Annotated in this window: 7 protein-coding genes and 2 pseudogenes; all 9 read left to right on the top strand. The window is 60.8% G+C overall.

Annotated elements, in window-relative coordinates; genetic code table 11:
- Position 1 precedes the first annotated feature (1 nt).
- A complete protein-coding gene (gene brxC / locus ACIQF4_RS11115) occupies positions 2-3,487 on the top strand; it encodes a BREX system P-loop protein BrxC (protein ID WP_400514648.1) in 3,486 nt (1,161 codons plus the stop codon).
- On the top strand, positions 3,487-6,888 hold the full coding sequence (pglX, locus tag ACIQF4_RS11110; protein ID WP_400514646.1) for a BREX-1 system adenine-specific DNA-methyltransferase PglX: 3,402 nt from the start codon (positions 3,487-3,489) through the stop codon (positions 6,886-6,888). Before brxC ends, pglX begins: the two co-directional genes overlap by 1 nt.
- A complete protein-coding gene (locus tag ACIQF4_RS11105) occupies positions 6,885-8,162 on the top strand; it encodes a Shedu immune nuclease family protein (protein ID WP_400514644.1) in 1,278 nt (425 codons plus the stop codon). The genes pglX and ACIQF4_RS11105 overlap by 4 nt, the downstream gene beginning before the upstream one ends.
- A complete protein-coding gene (pglZ, locus tag ACIQF4_RS11100) occupies positions 8,159-10,651 on the top strand; it encodes a BREX-1 system phosphatase PglZ type A (protein ID WP_400514643.1) in 2,493 nt (830 codons plus the stop codon). The genes ACIQF4_RS11105 and pglZ overlap by 4 nt, the downstream gene beginning before the upstream one ends.
- Before the next feature lie 13 nt (positions 10,652-10,664).
- Positions 10,665-12,809 (top strand): BREX system Lon protease-like protein BrxL, encoded by a 2,145-nt coding sequence (gene brxL / locus ACIQF4_RS11095; RefSeq protein WP_400514641.1) that lies wholly within the window; start codon positions 10,665-10,667, stop codon positions 12,807-12,809.
- Positions 12,810-13,036: 227 nt separating this feature from the next.
- Positions 13,037-13,888, top strand: a complete 852-nt coding sequence (locus tag ACIQF4_RS11090) for a hypothetical protein (RefSeq protein ID WP_400514639.1) — start codon at positions 13,037-13,039, stop codon at positions 13,886-13,888.
- A gap of 10 nt (positions 13,889-13,898) precedes the next feature.
- Positions 13,899-14,069, top strand: a complete 171-nt coding sequence (locus ACIQF4_RS11085; protein WP_400514637.1) for a hypothetical protein — start codon at positions 13,899-13,901, stop codon at positions 14,067-14,069.
- Positions 14,070-14,149: 80 nt separating this feature from the next.
- A pseudogene (locus tag ACIQF4_RS11080) lies at positions 14,150-15,019 on the top strand (YifB family Mg chelatase-like AAA ATPase); the annotation flags it as partial.
- Positions 15,016-15,780 (top strand): annotated as a pseudogene (locus tag ACIQF4_RS11075) (DNA-processing protein DprA); the annotation flags it as partial. The pseudogenes ACIQF4_RS11080 and ACIQF4_RS11075, both read left to right, overlap by 4 nt.
- Positions 15,781-15,908 lie beyond the last annotated feature (128 nt).

Raw genomic sequence — 15,908 nt, 5'->3', positions numbered from 1 at the left:
GATGAATCTGAACCAGATCTTCGCCAAGGACGTCCAGCGCCCGATAGAGGGCGTCATCAAGGCTGACGATGCCGCGCACCTGGGCACCGAAGTTGATGAGTACGTCTTGACCAACGAGGCGGCCAAGGGCATGGAGCTGTTGCTTGAGGCATACACGGACTACACCAACGCCAACGGCGTGTGGATCTCGGGCTTCTTTGGTTCCGGTAAGTCGCACTTGTTGAAGTTGCTTGCGCACCTCCTTGGCGACGTGGAAGGCCAGGACTTCCCTCGGGCACGTGTCTCCGAGAGTTTCCGGTCCAAGGCGCAGGATGCGTTTCTGCCGGCGCTTTTGACCAAGGCTGAGCGGATCCCGGCGAAGAGCCTCCTGTTCAACATCGACCAGAAGGCCACCCTTATTACGAAGGACCAGACCGATGCCTTGCTGAAGGTGTTCGTCAAGGTCTTCGATGAGAGCCGCGGCTACTTCGGTAATCAGGGGCACGTTGCCAGGTTCGAGAGGGACCTGGACAACCGAGGCCAGTACGAGGCGTTCAAAGCCGCATATGCCCGCATCTCCGGGCGCGACTGGGCGCAGGGACGTGAAGAGGGCGTGCTCGAAGAGGTCAACGTCGCCAAGGCGTATGCCGAGATCAGCGGCCAAGCCGAGGGCACGCCGGCCAACATCCTCACCAAGTACCGCAACGAGTATTCGGTCTCGATCGAGGACTTCGCCGACGAGGTGAAGACGTGGCTCGACAAGCAGGAAGACGGCTACCGGCTGAACTTCTACGTCGATGAGGTCGGCCAGTTCATCGGATCGAACACGCACCTGATGCTCAACCTCCAGACCATCGCCGAGTCGTTGAACACCAAGTGCAAGGGCCGGGCGTGGGTGTTCGTGACCTCCCAGGAAGACATGGACAAGGTCGTGGGTGACCGTACCAGGCAGCAGGGCAACGACTTCTCCAAGATCCAGGCCCGGTTCGCCACCCGTGTGAAGCTCACCAGCGCCGATGTGGAAGAGGTCATCCGCAAGCGACTGCTGGAGAAGAACGAGGCGGGCGAGGCCACGCTGAATTCGATCTATGCAGAGCAGCACGCCAACTTCAAGACCCTGTTCGACTTCGTAGACGGCGCGAAGACGTATCGCAATTACACCGACGAGGCGCACTTCGTCGGCACCTACCCGTTTGTGAGTTACCAGTTCCCGCTGTTCCAAGCGGCGATCGAGGGCATCTCCGACCACAATGTGTTCGAGGGGCGCAACAGCTCAGTTGGTGAGCGGTCGATGCTCGGCGTCGTGCAGCAGGTCGCTAAGGGCATCGGCGATGTCGAAGTGGGCAGGCTGGCGACGTTCGATCACATGTTCGCTGGCATCCGCGCTTCGTTGAAGTCAGCCGCGCAGCGTTCGATCGACGTTGCCGAGCGCAACCTGGATAACGAACTGGCTGTGCGGCTGCTCAAGGCTCTGTTCCTGGTGAAGTACGTCGAGGGCTTCCACGCCACCCCACGAAACCTGACCGTGCTGGTTTACGACCGTTTCGGACTTGACCTGCCCGCCCTGGCCAAGCAGGTGCAGGAGGCACTTACACTGCTGGAGACGCAGACGTACGTGCAGCGCAACGGCAACCTATACGAGTACCTGACCAACGAAGAGCAGGTCATCGAGGAGGAGATCAAGAACGTCGATATCGATGCCTCGGATGTCAGCGGCCGGCTCTTCAAGATCATCTCCGGCGACGTGGTTCGCACGAGCAAGTTACGCTACGCCAAGAACGGACAGGATTTCGCCTTCGGGTACAAGCTTGACGATCAGGTGTACGGGCAGCAGCGCGAACTGACCATGCACTTCATTACGCCGGAGTACCCATTCGGCCCCGAAGAAACCCGGATGCACAGTGCGGGCAAGGACGAGCTGCGCGTCATCCTGGAGCCCGATGAGCGCGCACTTTCGGACCTGCGCCTGCTGATCAAGACGGAGAAGTACACCAAGCGCAAGCAGACGACCTCGCTGTCCGCAATCGAGGACCAAATCCTGCGCTCGAAGGCGACGCAGAACGTCGAGCGCGAGAAGGAACTCATCGAGCGCATCCGCCGCGCAGTCGGCAAGGCGGACCTCGTGATCAACGCCGCTGGCGTAACCTCCTCCTCACAGGACGCCATCGCGCGCGTCACCGATGGCTTCCAGGACCTCATCAGCCGCACTTACACCCAGCTCAGCCTGCTTGGCGGTGTTGCGTACAGTGAGCAGCAGGTTGCTGTGTTCGCCAACCCCAACCAGTCAGGCATGATCGACGATTCGTCGCTGTCGATGCTTGCTGTACCAGGTGACGAGATGCTTTCGTTCCTGCTGCAACGAGACAGGCTTGGCGAGCAGGTAACGGTCAAGACGATCGTGGATGCATTCCAGGCCAAGCCCTACGGATGGGATCTCGCCTCGATAGAGGTCGTCATCGCCTGGCTCGTTGGAAACTCGAAGATCACGGTTACCGTCGATGGAAACGTGCTGAAGCGGACCGAGGTAGCAGCCCTTCTGCGCAATACCCAGAAGCACTCGCATTCCGTGCTTGCCCCGCAGAAGCTCTTTGACGAGCGCAAGGTCGCGACGTTCCGCAAATTCTGCACCGACTTCTTCGACGAGGCCACCCCACCGAAAGACCCGCTGGAGCTGGCTCGGCACGGCAGCGAAAAGCTCGGGGCAAAGCTCGACGAGTTAAGAGCGCTGGTGAGCGGATCGAAATACCCATTCGTGGAGCAACTGGCTGCCCCCATCGCCCTGCTCGAACAGGCTGTGGGCAAATCTGACGAGTGGTACCTGACTGAATTCAGTCTTGGCGACGAATTGCTCGACGCCAAGGAAAACGTGATCGACCCTATTCAGTCGTTCCTGGGCGGAGGCCAGAAGGTCATCTACGACGAGGCCGTAGTACTGCTCACCTCGAACACGAACAACCTCGGATACCTGCCCCCAGGAAGCGACGCCGACGTCAGGCGACTCCTGGACGACCCGAACGCCTTCCGGGGCAACCGCATGAACCAACTCAAGCAGGCAGAAGACGCCCTTTCCGCGAAAGTCGAGGATACGCTCGCCACCTATCGCAGCACGGTCATCCAGGACATCGAGGGACGCAAGTCCGAGGTACTCGGCAGCGCCTACTACGGCAATGCCACGGAGGAAGCACAGCAGCGGGTCACCCGTACAATCGACCAGATCATCGCACGCTTAGGTAGTGAGAGGCAGATCGCGCTCATCCGCGAACAGGGTAATGGCTTTGAGGAGCGGACGTATCCCGAGCTGCTCGACCAGCTCGCATCCGCTGCCCGGACTACGGGCGGCACGGACAGCCCGGAGCCAACACCAAAGCAGACCGTCTCGGTCAAGAGGATCATCGTCCCCGGAGCCCACGGTGTGCTCGAGAACGTGGATGACGTCGACCGGTATCTAGATGCGCTCCGCAGTGCGCTGCTGAACACTCTCAACGATGGAAAGAGAATCGCGCTCTGATGGAAACCGCACCTCTGAAATCGTTCGCCACATGGGCTCGCACTGCACTCATCCGCGAGGTGTCAGCCCGCATCTCCGTCGTTCTGGCATCGCAAGAGCTGCGCCAGGAACAGCCCAACGCCATCGCCGCGCTAGACAAGGCAGTCAACGCGGCGGGCGGCGGGGACAAGGGCCGCGACGCCGTAGCAGACAAAGTTGCCTACACGTGGTTCAACCGCATCATCGCGCTGCGATTCATGGACGCCAACGGCTACACCGGCATCGGTGTCGTCTCGCCCGAACGGGGCCTCAAAGGAGGGCAACCCGAGATACTCGCCGAGGCCAAGCGCGGGAACATCGACAGTGCGGTCATCACGAACAAGCGCACTGCGGAGACCGTCACGGGCCTGCTCAACGCCACGCGCCGCAGTGACGACCCGCAAGGCGAGGCGTACGCGCTACTGCTTGCGGAGTACTGCCGGCATTGGAACCGCTCTATGCCGTTCATGTTTGAACGGGAGGGCGACTACACCGAACTGCTCATCCCCGCGAACCTGCTCGCCGACGACTCCGTGCTGGCCCGCGCTGTGAGCGTACTTAGCGAGGAGGTTTGCCATGACGTCGAGGTCATCGGCTGGCTGTACCAGTTCTACATCTCGGAGCGGAAGAACGAAGTCTTCGCCGGATTCAGGAAGAACACGAAGGCCGGGGCCGCGGAGATCCCTGCAGCCACCCAACTTTTCACACCGCACTGGATCGTCCGCTACCTCGTTGAGAACTCCCTCGGGCGACTCTGGCTTCTTAACCGGCCCACTTCGCGGCTGGCCGACCAGATGGACTATTACATTGCCCCTGTCGACGAGGAGACGGAATATCCGAACGTCTCCAGCCCCGAAGAGCTGAAGGTCATTGATCCAGCGTGCGGCTCAGGCCACATGCTGACCTACGCTTTCGATCTGCTGTACGCAATCTACGAGGAGGAGGGCTACGCTCCATCCGACATCCCCGGCCTGATCCTCGTCAACAACCTCTACGGTACCGAGATCGATCCCCGTTCCGGGGCGTTGGCCGCCTTCGCCCTGACGATGAAGGCGCGCGCCCGCCAGCGCACGTTCTTCAACAAGCAGGTGCAGCCAAACATTTGTGTACTTGAACCCATCTCATTCACACCCACCGAGCTGGACATACTCGTCTCTCATGACGACGACCGCCGCGCGGAGAAGACCTTTTGGAACCAGTTCGAGCACGCCGACACTTTCGGAGCTTTAATCCAACCGAACGAAGAATTGATTGAGCCGCTCGGCCGTCAGCTCGATGAGTTCCTGGCCTCTGAAGGAGGCATCTTCGAGAACGACCTGCACGAACGCGCTCGTCGAGTGATCGTGCAAGCGGAGTTCTTGAAGTCGCGTTATCACGCCATAGTTGCAAATCCGCCCTACATGGGAAGTGCGAGTATGAACCCTCTACTCGCTGAGTTCGCTGGGGCAAACTACACCGATACGAAGTCCGACCTCTTCGCCATGTTCATCGAGCGGTGCGTCGCGCTTGCCACACGAGGCGGGCTAGTAGGCATGATCACCATGCAGTCTTGGCTGTTTCTGTCCACGTATGGGGCGTTCAGAGTTTCGGTGCTTACGACCCGGAGGGTCGTGCAAGTCGTCCAGCTTGGTACCGGAGCCTTTGACTCCATCGGTGGCGCGGTGGTTTCAACCGCCGCCTTCATCCTGCAGGATGCACGCGGAGGTCAGCGTCGTGGAGTCTTCGTGGATCTGTCCAATAAGCGTGACGAAGCAGCAAAGCAGAAGGAACTCGGCTCGGCTGTCTGTGACACCACCATGTCTTCACGTCGGGAAGTAGCCGCAGAGCGCTTCCTGAAGGTCCCCGGCGTACCGTTTGCACACGCGATTCAGAACTTCGATATCTTCGATGGCCCCAGGTTGTCAGACGGATGGCGCTCGGGCGGGCGTCTGAAAACTCACGACGGTGCTCGGTTCATCCGATTCTGGTGGGAGGTATCGGGGGCCTCTTCAAGATGGCTCCCGCTCGTCAAGGGCGGTGACTTCCGCCCCTTCTTCGGTAATCGTGACTTCGTTGTCGACTGGGCGGATGCTTCGGTTTCGTTCTACCGCGAGCGAGGGGGCCTCTATCCTGAGGAGAACCGGAGCCGGGTCGGTGTCTGTTGGACCAAGATCACGGGTCGCCTAAGCTTCCGGCTGAAGAACGCAGACGAGGAATTCGACTCTGCTTCACCGACGCTGTTCCCTGACGACATCGACGATGTGTTCCCGATGCTGGCCTACTTGAACTCGAACGAGGTGCGATCGCTGCTCGGTGTGCTCAATCCGACGATCAACACCCAGGTTTCCAATGTTCTCGACCTCCCCGCCCCCCGGTGGGATATGGAGTCCAAGGCTGAACTTTCGAGGCTCGGTAAGGCTTTAACCGATTTTGCGAGGCTCGACTGGCAGGAGCGGGAAACTTCCGATGGCTTCTGTCGTTTGCCTTGGAATTCTGGCGACCTTTCCACACCTTTGCGTGTGGCAATCACTTCTTACCTGGACGGCGTAAAAACGCGGCGCAACCAGCAAGAGGAACTCGGACGTGTGATTGATGACCGCGTGAGCCAACTTCTGCACACAGGGCTCGGGAATGCTTCGAACAGGGAACTGGCGTTCGAGCTCCGGCCGGTGACAGAGTTGGTGTCTGAACTGATTTCCTACGCCGTTGGCTGCATGTTCGGGCGCTACAGCGTTGATGAGCCTGGCCTGATTCTCGCGGGCCAGGGAGGCACGCTCCAGGATTACCTCGCCACGGTTCCGAACCCGACATTCATGCCGGATAAGGACAACGTGATCCCTGTCGTCGATGGGGACTGGTTCGAGGACGACATCCTTGCGCGGTTCCGCCAGTTCCTACGGGTTGCGTTTGGGGAGGAGCACTTCGAGGAGAACCTACGGTTCGTCACTGAGGCACTTGGTGTGAAGGACTTGCGCGACTACTTCGTGAAATCGTTCTACAGGGATCATGTGCAGCGGTACAAGAAGCGTCCGATCTACTGGTTGTTCTCCAGCTCGAAGGGGTCGTTCAACGCTCTTGTCTACATGCACCGCTACACGCCGTCGACCGTTTCGACCGTACTGAACGAATACCTGCGCGAGTTCAAAGCCAAGCTGGACGCCAGCCGCCAGCATCATGAGCGCCTCGCTGCAGGCACAGGTGCACTGCGGGAGCAGGCCGCCGCCCAGAAAGAGGTCGATCGCCTGCGTAAGGTAATACTGGAACTCGACGAGTATGAGCACGACGTACTATACCCACTGGCGTCCCAGCAGCTGCAGATCGATCTCGACGACGGCGTGAAGGTCAACTACCCGAAGTTCGCTGCCGCCCTCAAAAAGATCCCGGGGCTGGAGGCCGACTCGTGATCACTTTCGAGGATCACGGATCGAAGGTTGTCCTAGTATATTTCCCGGCTTATGGGCCGGTGAAATGGTTGGATGACAAGCTCGACTCCGATGGCCATGCCACCCTCTCGCAAGTCTTCACAGTCCAGAAGACGGATCTACTAAGCCAAGACGCTGACGGCGAAGATGATGAGGGTAACGAGGACATCCGTCGCTTTGTGATCGGTAGCCACGAAGGTGAGTATCGAACCATACGATCAGACGTCCTTGGCCTCAAGCACGACTTGCTGATCGTAACAACGATGCTGCTGACGAGATCAACGTTCATCGCAGAACGCAACATCTCCATCTTCGGAAGAATCGACGACTTACTCACGGAGCAGATCGTCGTCGGAGGAAATCGGGCAGGCGCAATCCCCGTGGAAGAGTTCGCCCGGCTGCTTCGAAGATTCCCGACCTCGACCGAGGTCAACTACTACGCAGCAACCCGGGTCACCCGCATCCTGCGAGAATATCTGGAAACCATGTCCGACGCCGAGCTGCGGCTGGAAAACTATATCAAGCGCCGCGAACGTGCCGAGACCGAAGAGGGTGTAGAAGCCCATGGTCGGATTATGGTGGCGAACGAGTTGGAGCTCGAGAAGTTCACTTACGTTCGTGAGCGCCTGGTTGAGATGTTGAAGGACGCGGAGGGCTACTCCGAGGCTGAATGGCAGAGGGCAGTGGCTGACCTGTTTCTGCTGGTATTCCCCCAATACATCGCGGTTCTGCACCATGTCCACGTCAAGGAACGGTACTCAAACGAATCCAAGTCGACAGACCGCTACATCGACCTCATGCTCGTCGGGTCCAATGGATGTGTGGACATCATCGAGCTCAAGAAGCCGTTCGAGCGCGGTCTGATGTCGAAGACTCAGTATCGCGATAACCATGTCCCTATGCGCGAGCTGTCGGGCTCGATCATGCAGGCGGAGAAGTACCTCTTCTACCTGAGCAAGTTAGGCAGGGACGGCGAGAAAGTCATCACCGAGAAGCACGCAGTGAATCTTCCCCCTGGCCTTGAGATCAAGATCGCCAACCCAAAGGCGATTATTCTGACCGGACGAGACAGCAACCTCTCTACAGAGGAGAGGTTCGACTTCGAATTCGTCCGACGGAAGTACTCGAATGTTGTCGACATCATCTCCTACGACGACTTGCTGCGCCGCTTGGAGAACGTCATCGCTACTCTCACGAAGCGCGTTGTCACTGAGGATAATCTTGGGCCAGTCGACGAGATCGGAGTATCAGCATGAGTGTCGCCGCCATCAGGCCCCACCTGGATCGTCGCTTTGAGACTCAGCGTGTGGTGTTCTGGCACGACCCCGAGGGCGAATACGCCGCTGACCTCGACACGCTCGGCCTGGAGGACGTGCAGATTTTGCGCGTCAATAACGACGAATATGCGGTAAAGAACCGGCTGCTCCACCAGGAGCCCAAGTCGAAGTTCCTCGTCTATCGTTCGGGTGCTGTGCCGACAGGGATCGGCAATTGGCTGCTGGACCTGGAGCTGGCCTACGGAGTGTTCACAGCAGACCGGACCTCCCTAGTGCAGCAGGAACTCGGGCTCACCGCCGACGATATTGGCGAAGTCGTGCTGGCGCATGAGAGCTTCTTTCGCGCGGCCAAGCGCATCCAAGACCTGAAGAAGCTGCTGGACGCTGACGATGACGCATTGCTGCTGCAAGCCAAGATGTCAGCGATTCTGCTCGGTCAAAGCGAGCACAGCCTTCTGGAGATCACACGCACTCTGCTGATCGAGAACGCCGGCGGTGCGGACGCCAAGTACGGTGCCCTTGCCGAGCACGGCCTCGACGAGTTCTACTGGCAGGGCGTGGCGTCGATCTACGGCTACATGTCGCCGAGCCAGAGCATCGCCGATTTCGTTCTGTGGGTATTCCGGCAGGCCAACGCCGGATTCAAGTCCGAACGACCCGGCGGCTTGCGCAACATCCAGCTCGACTTCGGGAGCCTTCGGTACGACCGCCGCAGCCAGGACGCATTGACGACGCTCGCAAAGCGCGCAGCGCGAGATCTGGACTATGCCGGCACCATCGAGGACGCAAGCTTCCGCGATCTGTTGGGCAACGACCTTTTCGAGGAGACTGACCGCAAGATAATCAGCGATCTGGCACGCGCGGTCGCTGAGCGAACGGTCACAGGCCGCGAGGTTACAGAGGTGATCCGCAGCCGTCAGAGCAGCATCTGGGTCGACGGGTACCGGAAGCTATACACAGCGATCGGCTGCGCCTCGGAACTCCTGACCGCGCTTGGCACCCTTAACCTGTCAATGCAGTCGCTCGATGAGGGATTGGAGCGATACCGGGGTGACTGGTTCCGCATCGATCAGCTCTACCGACAGTTCACATATGCCGCCCGCACAGCAGAGTTTCCCGGCCCGCTGGAGACCCTGCGCATCCAAGTGGAGAAGTTCTACGCCAACAAGTTTCTCTACGAGCTCGGTAACGCCTGGCAACAGCAGGTCGATGGCATCGAACAGTGGCGTTCCACATTGCTCCGGCCCCAAAACTCGTTCTTCACCGACCACGTTGCACCCATCACGAGAGACGGCCGGCGCAAGGCCGTCGTCATCATCTCGGACGCTCTGCGCTATGAGATCGCTGACGAACTTGGTTCGCGCATCCGCCAGGAAGACCGCTACGACGCTGACCTGAAAGCCATGCTCGGCGTGCTGCCCAGCTACACCCAACTGGGCATGGCGGCACTGCTACCACACAGCACAATCGGACACTCCAAGGACGGGGATCCCGTTCTGGCCGATGGTCAGCGCACAGACGGCACCGTGAACCGCAGCAAGCTCCTCGACGCCGTTGACGGGAAAGCGATTCAGGCCGAGAACGTCTTCTCCCTGACCCGGGACGAGCTGCGGGAGCTGTACCAGCAACATCAGGTGCTGTACGTCTATCACAACCGCATCGACGCGACGGGTGACAAGGCCGGCACGGAACGTCAGGTCTTTGAGGCCGCCGAGGACACGCTTCGCGAACTGGTCGATCTTGTCAAGCGATTGACTAACGCGAACGCGACGAACATCCTCATCACGGCGGACCACGGCTTCCTTTTCCAGGACACGGCACTCGATGACGCCTTCTATCTATCGACACTGCCGCAAGGCGACGATATCAAGGTGATCAACCGCCGTTACGTCCTCGGTCACGGCTTGAAGGAAGTCCCCGCGTTCAAGACTTTCACGTCAGCCCAACTCGGCCTCGATGGAGACCTGGATGTGCAGATACCAAAGTCGATTCATCGGCTGCGGCTTCCAGGCGCAGGCTCGCGATTCGTCCACGGCGGTGCGGCCTTGCAGGAGATCGTCGTCCCAGTGCTGGCGATCAACAAGAAGCGCAAGAGCGACGTCCGAACGGTCAACGTCAAGATCATGCCCGAGTCGGACAAGATCACGACAGGCCAGCTGGTCATCAAGTTGTTTCAGGCTGAGCCGGTGAGCGAGAAGATTCGCCCCCTTGTGCTTCGCGCGGGGCTGTATGTCGGCGAGATCCTCATATCAAATCACCTCTCGCTCACCTTTGACCAGGACTCGACAGACCAGCGTGACCGCTATCAGAACGCGCACATGCTACTTAGCCAAGACGCAAACGACTACAACAATCGCCCGGTCGAGTTCCGGCTTGAAGAACTCATCCCGGGCACCAACCAGTGGCGCGTCTACGCCAAGGCGATCTACACGCTCAAGCGATCGTTCGCCTCGGACTTCGACTTCTAAGGAGAGTGCAGCCATGAGCGAAGTAAGCGAGGTCAGTCAAGAGACACCCGATAGGGCCAACTTGCCGGCAGACGCCACTCCGGTGCAGAGCGAACTGGACCGTAAGATCAACCAGCTCTTCCCCGGCGTTGTAGTCCGCAAGGACCTGGTAAAGGCCGTCAAGGGCAACGCGATTGTGCCCTCCTATGTGCTGGAGTACCTGCTCGGCCAATATGCTGCATCCGACGACGAGGCCACCATCCAGGCGGGCATCGATACTGTGCGCAAGATCCTCGCCGAACACTACGTAAACCGGAACCAGTCCGAACTCGTGAAATCCACGATCAAGGAGCGTGGGCGTCACCGCATCATTGACAAAGTGACCGTCACGCTCAACGAGAAGGATGATGTCTACCAGGCAGAGTTCGCCAACCTCGGCATCAAGGGCGTGCTCGTCGAATCCGCGACGATCAAGGCCCACCCAAAACTGCTTGTCGGTGGTGTTTGGTGCATTTGCGACATCGAGTATTTCCACAGCGACGACGCCCGAATGGTGCCGTGGATACTGGGGTCGATCAAGCCCATCCAGTTGTCGAAGTTCGACTTCGAGGGCTATCTCGCGGCGCGGAGCGAGTTCACAACCGGCGAGTGGACTGACCTGCTCGTGCAGTCGATCGGGTTCAATCCCGAACTGTTCGGACGCCGCGCCAAGCTCATCCAGCTCGTGCGGCTCATCCCTTTCGTCGAGCGAAACTACAACCTTGTTGAACTCGGACCCAAAGGGACCGGTAAGTCGCACATCTTCTCGGAGTTCTCGCCCCACGGCATGCTCATCTCCGGGGGCGAGGTCACCGTCCCCAAGCTGTTCGTCAACAACTCCAACGGCCGCATCGGGCTGGTCGGCTACTGGGATGTGGTCGCGTTCGACGAGTTCGCGGGGAAGAAGAAGCGCACCGACAAGGCGCTCGTCGACATCATGAAGAACTTCATGGCGAACAAGTCGTTTTCCCGCGGCGTCGAGACGCTCGGCGCGGAGGCCTCAATGGTGTTCGTCGGCAACACCTCGCACACCGTGCCCTACATGCTCAAACACTCCGACCTGTTCGACGAGCTTCCCGAAAGCTACCATGACTCGGCGTACCTCGACCGCCTGCACCACTACATCCCAGGGTGGGAAGTCGACACCATCCGAGGTGAGATGTTCTCCAACGGGTACGGGTTCGTCGTCGACTACATCGCCGAGGTGCTCAAGTCGATGCGTTCGGCGGACTACTCCGACCGCTACCAGCAGCACTTCACACTGTCATCGGACATCTCGACACGAGATCGCGACGGCATCCACAAGACCTTCTCCGGGTTGATGAAAATCCTTTACCCACACGGGGAAGCCACACCCGAAGAGATCGAAGAGATCCTGCAGTTCGCCATCGAGGGCCGCAAGCGCGTCAAGGACCAGATCCTCCGCATCGACTCAACGATGGCAAACGTAAGGTTCGGCTACCTCGACAAGGCCGGTACATGGCATTCAGTCTCTACTCTTGAAGAGGACGAGTACCCGACGTACTACTACCGTGAGCGCCGCGTAAGCACTGACGCGGACGACGCAACAGGCGATCCAACCGGGCACGCCACTACTTCTGCGGAAGACGGTCAACCAATTGCGCCCGAGCCTGTCACCGTAAAACCGCTGTTTGAGGGCCACCAGGAGTTCCAGGAGAACCAGCGTGGAGTCTCCTTCGAGACTCTCTTGGTCCCGTACCTGCGCGGAGCCACGCAGATCACCATAACTGACCCTTACATCCGGCAGTTCCACCAGGCCCGTAATCTCATGGAACTCATCGAGGGCATCGCGGCCACCAAAGACGCGGCCGACGAAGTGAATGTCCGGCTCGTTACCTCTGAGAACACCGAGGGACAAGACAAGCTCCGCAAGCAGTACGAACTATTGCTGAAGGTCAAGCAGGGAGCCTCTGTCGCCGGCATCAACGTCGACATCGTCTTCGACGGAGCTATCCATGATCGGTCCATACTCACCGACACCGGATGGAGGATCCTGCTCGGCCGCGGGTTGGACATCTTTCAGTACATTACGGGCGACGCCTTCGAACTTGCCACCAAGCTTCAGGAATACCGCCAAGTCAAGGCTTTTGGCATAACTTACATCCGTGACGACGCGTGAGCGCATCTCGTTACTAATGTGTCCGGCAGACTTACTCAGGCCCGGTGGCTGAGTTTTGCGCGGTTCCCAATTGTGTAACGCGATCCAGGATGTCAATAAGCGTCTCCGTCAACTGATCTGCCATGCCGAGCAGATGCACGAAGGGCGAGCGGTCGCGAATAGCAGGCCTGACCCTGACCTGAGGTGACGCTCGTGTCGAACCAGACCGCGGTGGGAGAATCGTGAGGATGACGACGGCGCTTCCCGACCTCTGGACCGACTGGTGCTCGGTCACGGGCGTGCCTGCCGGAAGAATCGACGAGGCCACAGTCTCTCGCTTTGTGCAGCAGGTACAGCCGTCCCAGGCTGTGCTCGCGGCGCTGCGCCGGCGGCTGGCTCCCAAAGATCCCGTCGCCCCGGCCTGGCCGCGCGGGCACCGGGACGACCCTGATTCCCTGCAGCGGTTGATCCGGCGCGCAACGGCGATCATCCAGCACCCGGACACCCACTGGGTCTTCCGGCTGCGGCTGCGACGTATGCTGTTCGCGGCGGTGCTGCTGGCACCTCGCTCCCAGGGAGGCCTCGGACTGGACAGGTCAGGTGCGCTGGGACTGCGGCCGGACGGAATGCACCGGGTGCGCGGGCAGATCGGCGTCGCCCCGGAACCGGAGACCTGCCCGGCGTGCGCCACCTGGTCGTGGCTTGATGTGATCGGCACCAACAGCGGGTGGTCGCACGGTTCCGTCCGGGTACTGGGACACCGCCGCGACGAAGTTGGCTCCGCGCACCGGCACCTGCGGCCGGATCCCAATCCGGACTGGCACCTCTCCATCGGCATGCTGCCCGCCGTCGACCGCTGGGGATGGATCGACAGCTACCGCTCCATGCACCCCTCGTCGCTGTCGGCGGTTATCAGTGCCATGACCCTGCTGCTCGACGGTCCGGAGCCAGCGCCTGCTCCGGTGCCTGCCGCAGCTCCGATGCAGGCCAGCCTCCGGCGGCAGATGTCACATGAGGAGGAAGAGCAGATCCTCAAGCGCGCCGACGAACTCACCGCGCGCGTCGAGGCAATCCTTCGCGAGTTCGATACCGGCCGATAAAGTCGTCTGTATGGGATTCAACTGGGAGCAGGTCCTCGGGACCAAGGGTGCAGGCCTCTCCGACACCTACGACAAGAGCGCCTCGGACGCGCTGTACCAGGACCACCCGAGCGCGGCTCCGCCAGCAAGTCCGGAAGACCCGGGCGATGAGGTCGTCAGCCTGCCGTTCGACGAGAGCTGAGCCTCCAAAAATCCCACGCCGGGATGTCCGTTTTAGGACATAACATCAGGTCAGCGCGCATGCATACTTAGGTGTGCACACCTCCCGGTGCCGGCAAGACCATGCTGGCCGAACGACTGCCCGGGCTCCTGCCGGATCTCGGGGACCATGAGTCAATGGAGGTCACGGCCATCCATTCGCTGTGCGGACTGCCATCGTCATCGGTGCAGCTGCTCCGGCGGCCACCGTTTGAAAGTCCGCACCATTCCGCGACGGCCGCGGCCATCATCGGGGGCGGCTCGGGCCTTCCCCGGCCCGGCGCCGCCTCCCGCGCCCACCGCGGCGTCCTGTTCCTCGACGAGGCGCCCGAGTACGAGCGCCGGGTGCTGGATGCCCTCCGCCAGCCCCTGGAAAGCGGTGAACTGGTGATTCACCGGTCAGCCGGAACCGCTGCCTATCCCGCACGGTTCCAACTGGTCCTCGCGGCGAATCCCTGTCCCTGCGGCAAGGCCTCCGGGAAAGGGCTCGACTGCACCTGCACGCCCATGATGCGGCGGCGGTATATGGCCAGGATGTCCGGTCCGCTCCTCGACAGGGTGGACATCCAACTGCAGGTGGAAAGGGTTTCCCTGGCCGACTTCGGACAGGCAGGGGCGGAGGAAGACACTGCAACCGTCGCGCGGCGGGTGCTCGGTGCACGGGCCCGTCAGCTGGAGCGGTTGACGCCTTACGGGCTGGAAACCAATGCACAGGTCCCCGGCCGCATCCTCCGGAGCGAGCTTCGGCTCGCACCGGCAGTAACCCGCATCCTGGACCTTTCCCTGGAGCGCGGCGTCCTGACGGCACGCGGCTATGACCGCGTACTCCGGCTTGCGTGGACCCTCGCCGATTTGGGGTATCGGGCACAGCCGGACACGAACGACATCGGACAGGCGCTGGGGCTTCGGCAGGCAGCGGCGGCCGCAGCATGAAGGAGACAGCCATGCGTCTGGACACCGAGCGGCGTTCACGCGCCGCCCTCTCACGCCTCATGGAACCGCAGGACGCTGCAGGCCTTGCCCTCGTCCAGGTAGCCGGGGCCGTGGACGCCCTGCGGATCGCCACGGGACAGCTCCCGGCTGGTCCGGAGCTGGAGCAGGAGATCACTGCGCTGCTTTCGGCCGATGGTTCCACCACGAGCTGGGCCGGAATGGCCGCCTCCCTCAAGCGTTGGCAGCCACGCATACCGGACCTCGCTCCCGAGCGGGATCTTGCCACCATGGCGCGCCTTGGCGGGCGGCTGATCATACCGTCGGATGAACTGTGGCCAAGCCAGCTTGCTGACCTCGGAATCCAGGAGCCGATCTGCCTCTGGTGGCGCGGACAGGAACAGCAGCTGCCCGGAGCGGCAACATCCATAGCCCTTGTGGGCTCACGGGACAGCACCAGCTACGGCGCCGCCGTTACCGGCGATCTCGCCTACTCGCTGGCCCAGCGCGGCTTCACCATAGTCTCGGGTGGTGCGTACGGGATCGACGCGCATGCCCACCGTGCGGCCCTTGCGGGGGCAACCGGTCCGGTCCCCACCATTGCTGTCATGGCAGGGGGAGTGGACCGGTTCTATCCCTCAGGAAATGAGGACCTCCTGCGGGCCGTGTGCAACCAGGGCGCTGTCCTGGCCGAAGTTCCGCCGGGGTCGGCGCCTACCCGTTACCGGTTCCTGCACCGGAAAGTGCAAATGTATGCGTTGGCGCGGCCAGCGCCGAGGGATCGTCTACCTCTGCTCCCTAAGCCTCGATCCACCGATGAGCCTTCGGCTGGCCGTCCTGGCGTGACCGGTGCGAGATGATGCGCCGCGGGCAGGGGTGTGTTCCGGGCGTC

The organism is Pseudarthrobacter sp. NPDC092202 (assembly GCF_044755505.1).
Classification (GTDB): Bacteria; Actinomycetota; Actinomycetes; order Actinomycetales; family Micrococcaceae; genus Arthrobacter.
Note: the sequence above shows the minus strand (reverse complement) of the source record. Positions and strands in the feature narration are given on the sequence as shown.

Excerpts from the sequence above, each read along its gene's own strand:
- brxC (WP_400514648.1), top strand. The coding sequence starts at position 2 with ATGAATCTGAACCAGATCTTCGCCAAGGACGTCCAGCGCCCGATAGAG.
- pglX (WP_400514646.1), top strand. The coding sequence starts at position 3,487 with ATGGAAACCGCACCTCTGAAATCGTTCGCCACATGGGCTCGCACTGCA.
- pglZ (WP_400514643.1), top strand. The coding sequence starts at position 8,159 with ATGAGTGTCGCCGCCATCAGGCCCCACCTGGATCGTCGCTTTGAGACT.
- brxL (WP_400514641.1), top strand. The coding sequence starts at position 10,665 with ATGAGCGAAGTAAGCGAGGTCAGTCAAGAGACACCCGATAGGGCCAAC.
- ACIQF4_RS11090 (WP_400514639.1), top strand. The coding sequence starts at position 13,037 with ATGACGACGGCGCTTCCCGACCTCTGGACCGACTGGTGCTCGGTCACG.
- ACIQF4_RS11085 (WP_400514637.1), top strand. The coding sequence starts at position 13,899 with ATGGGATTCAACTGGGAGCAGGTCCTCGGGACCAAGGGTGCAGGCCTC.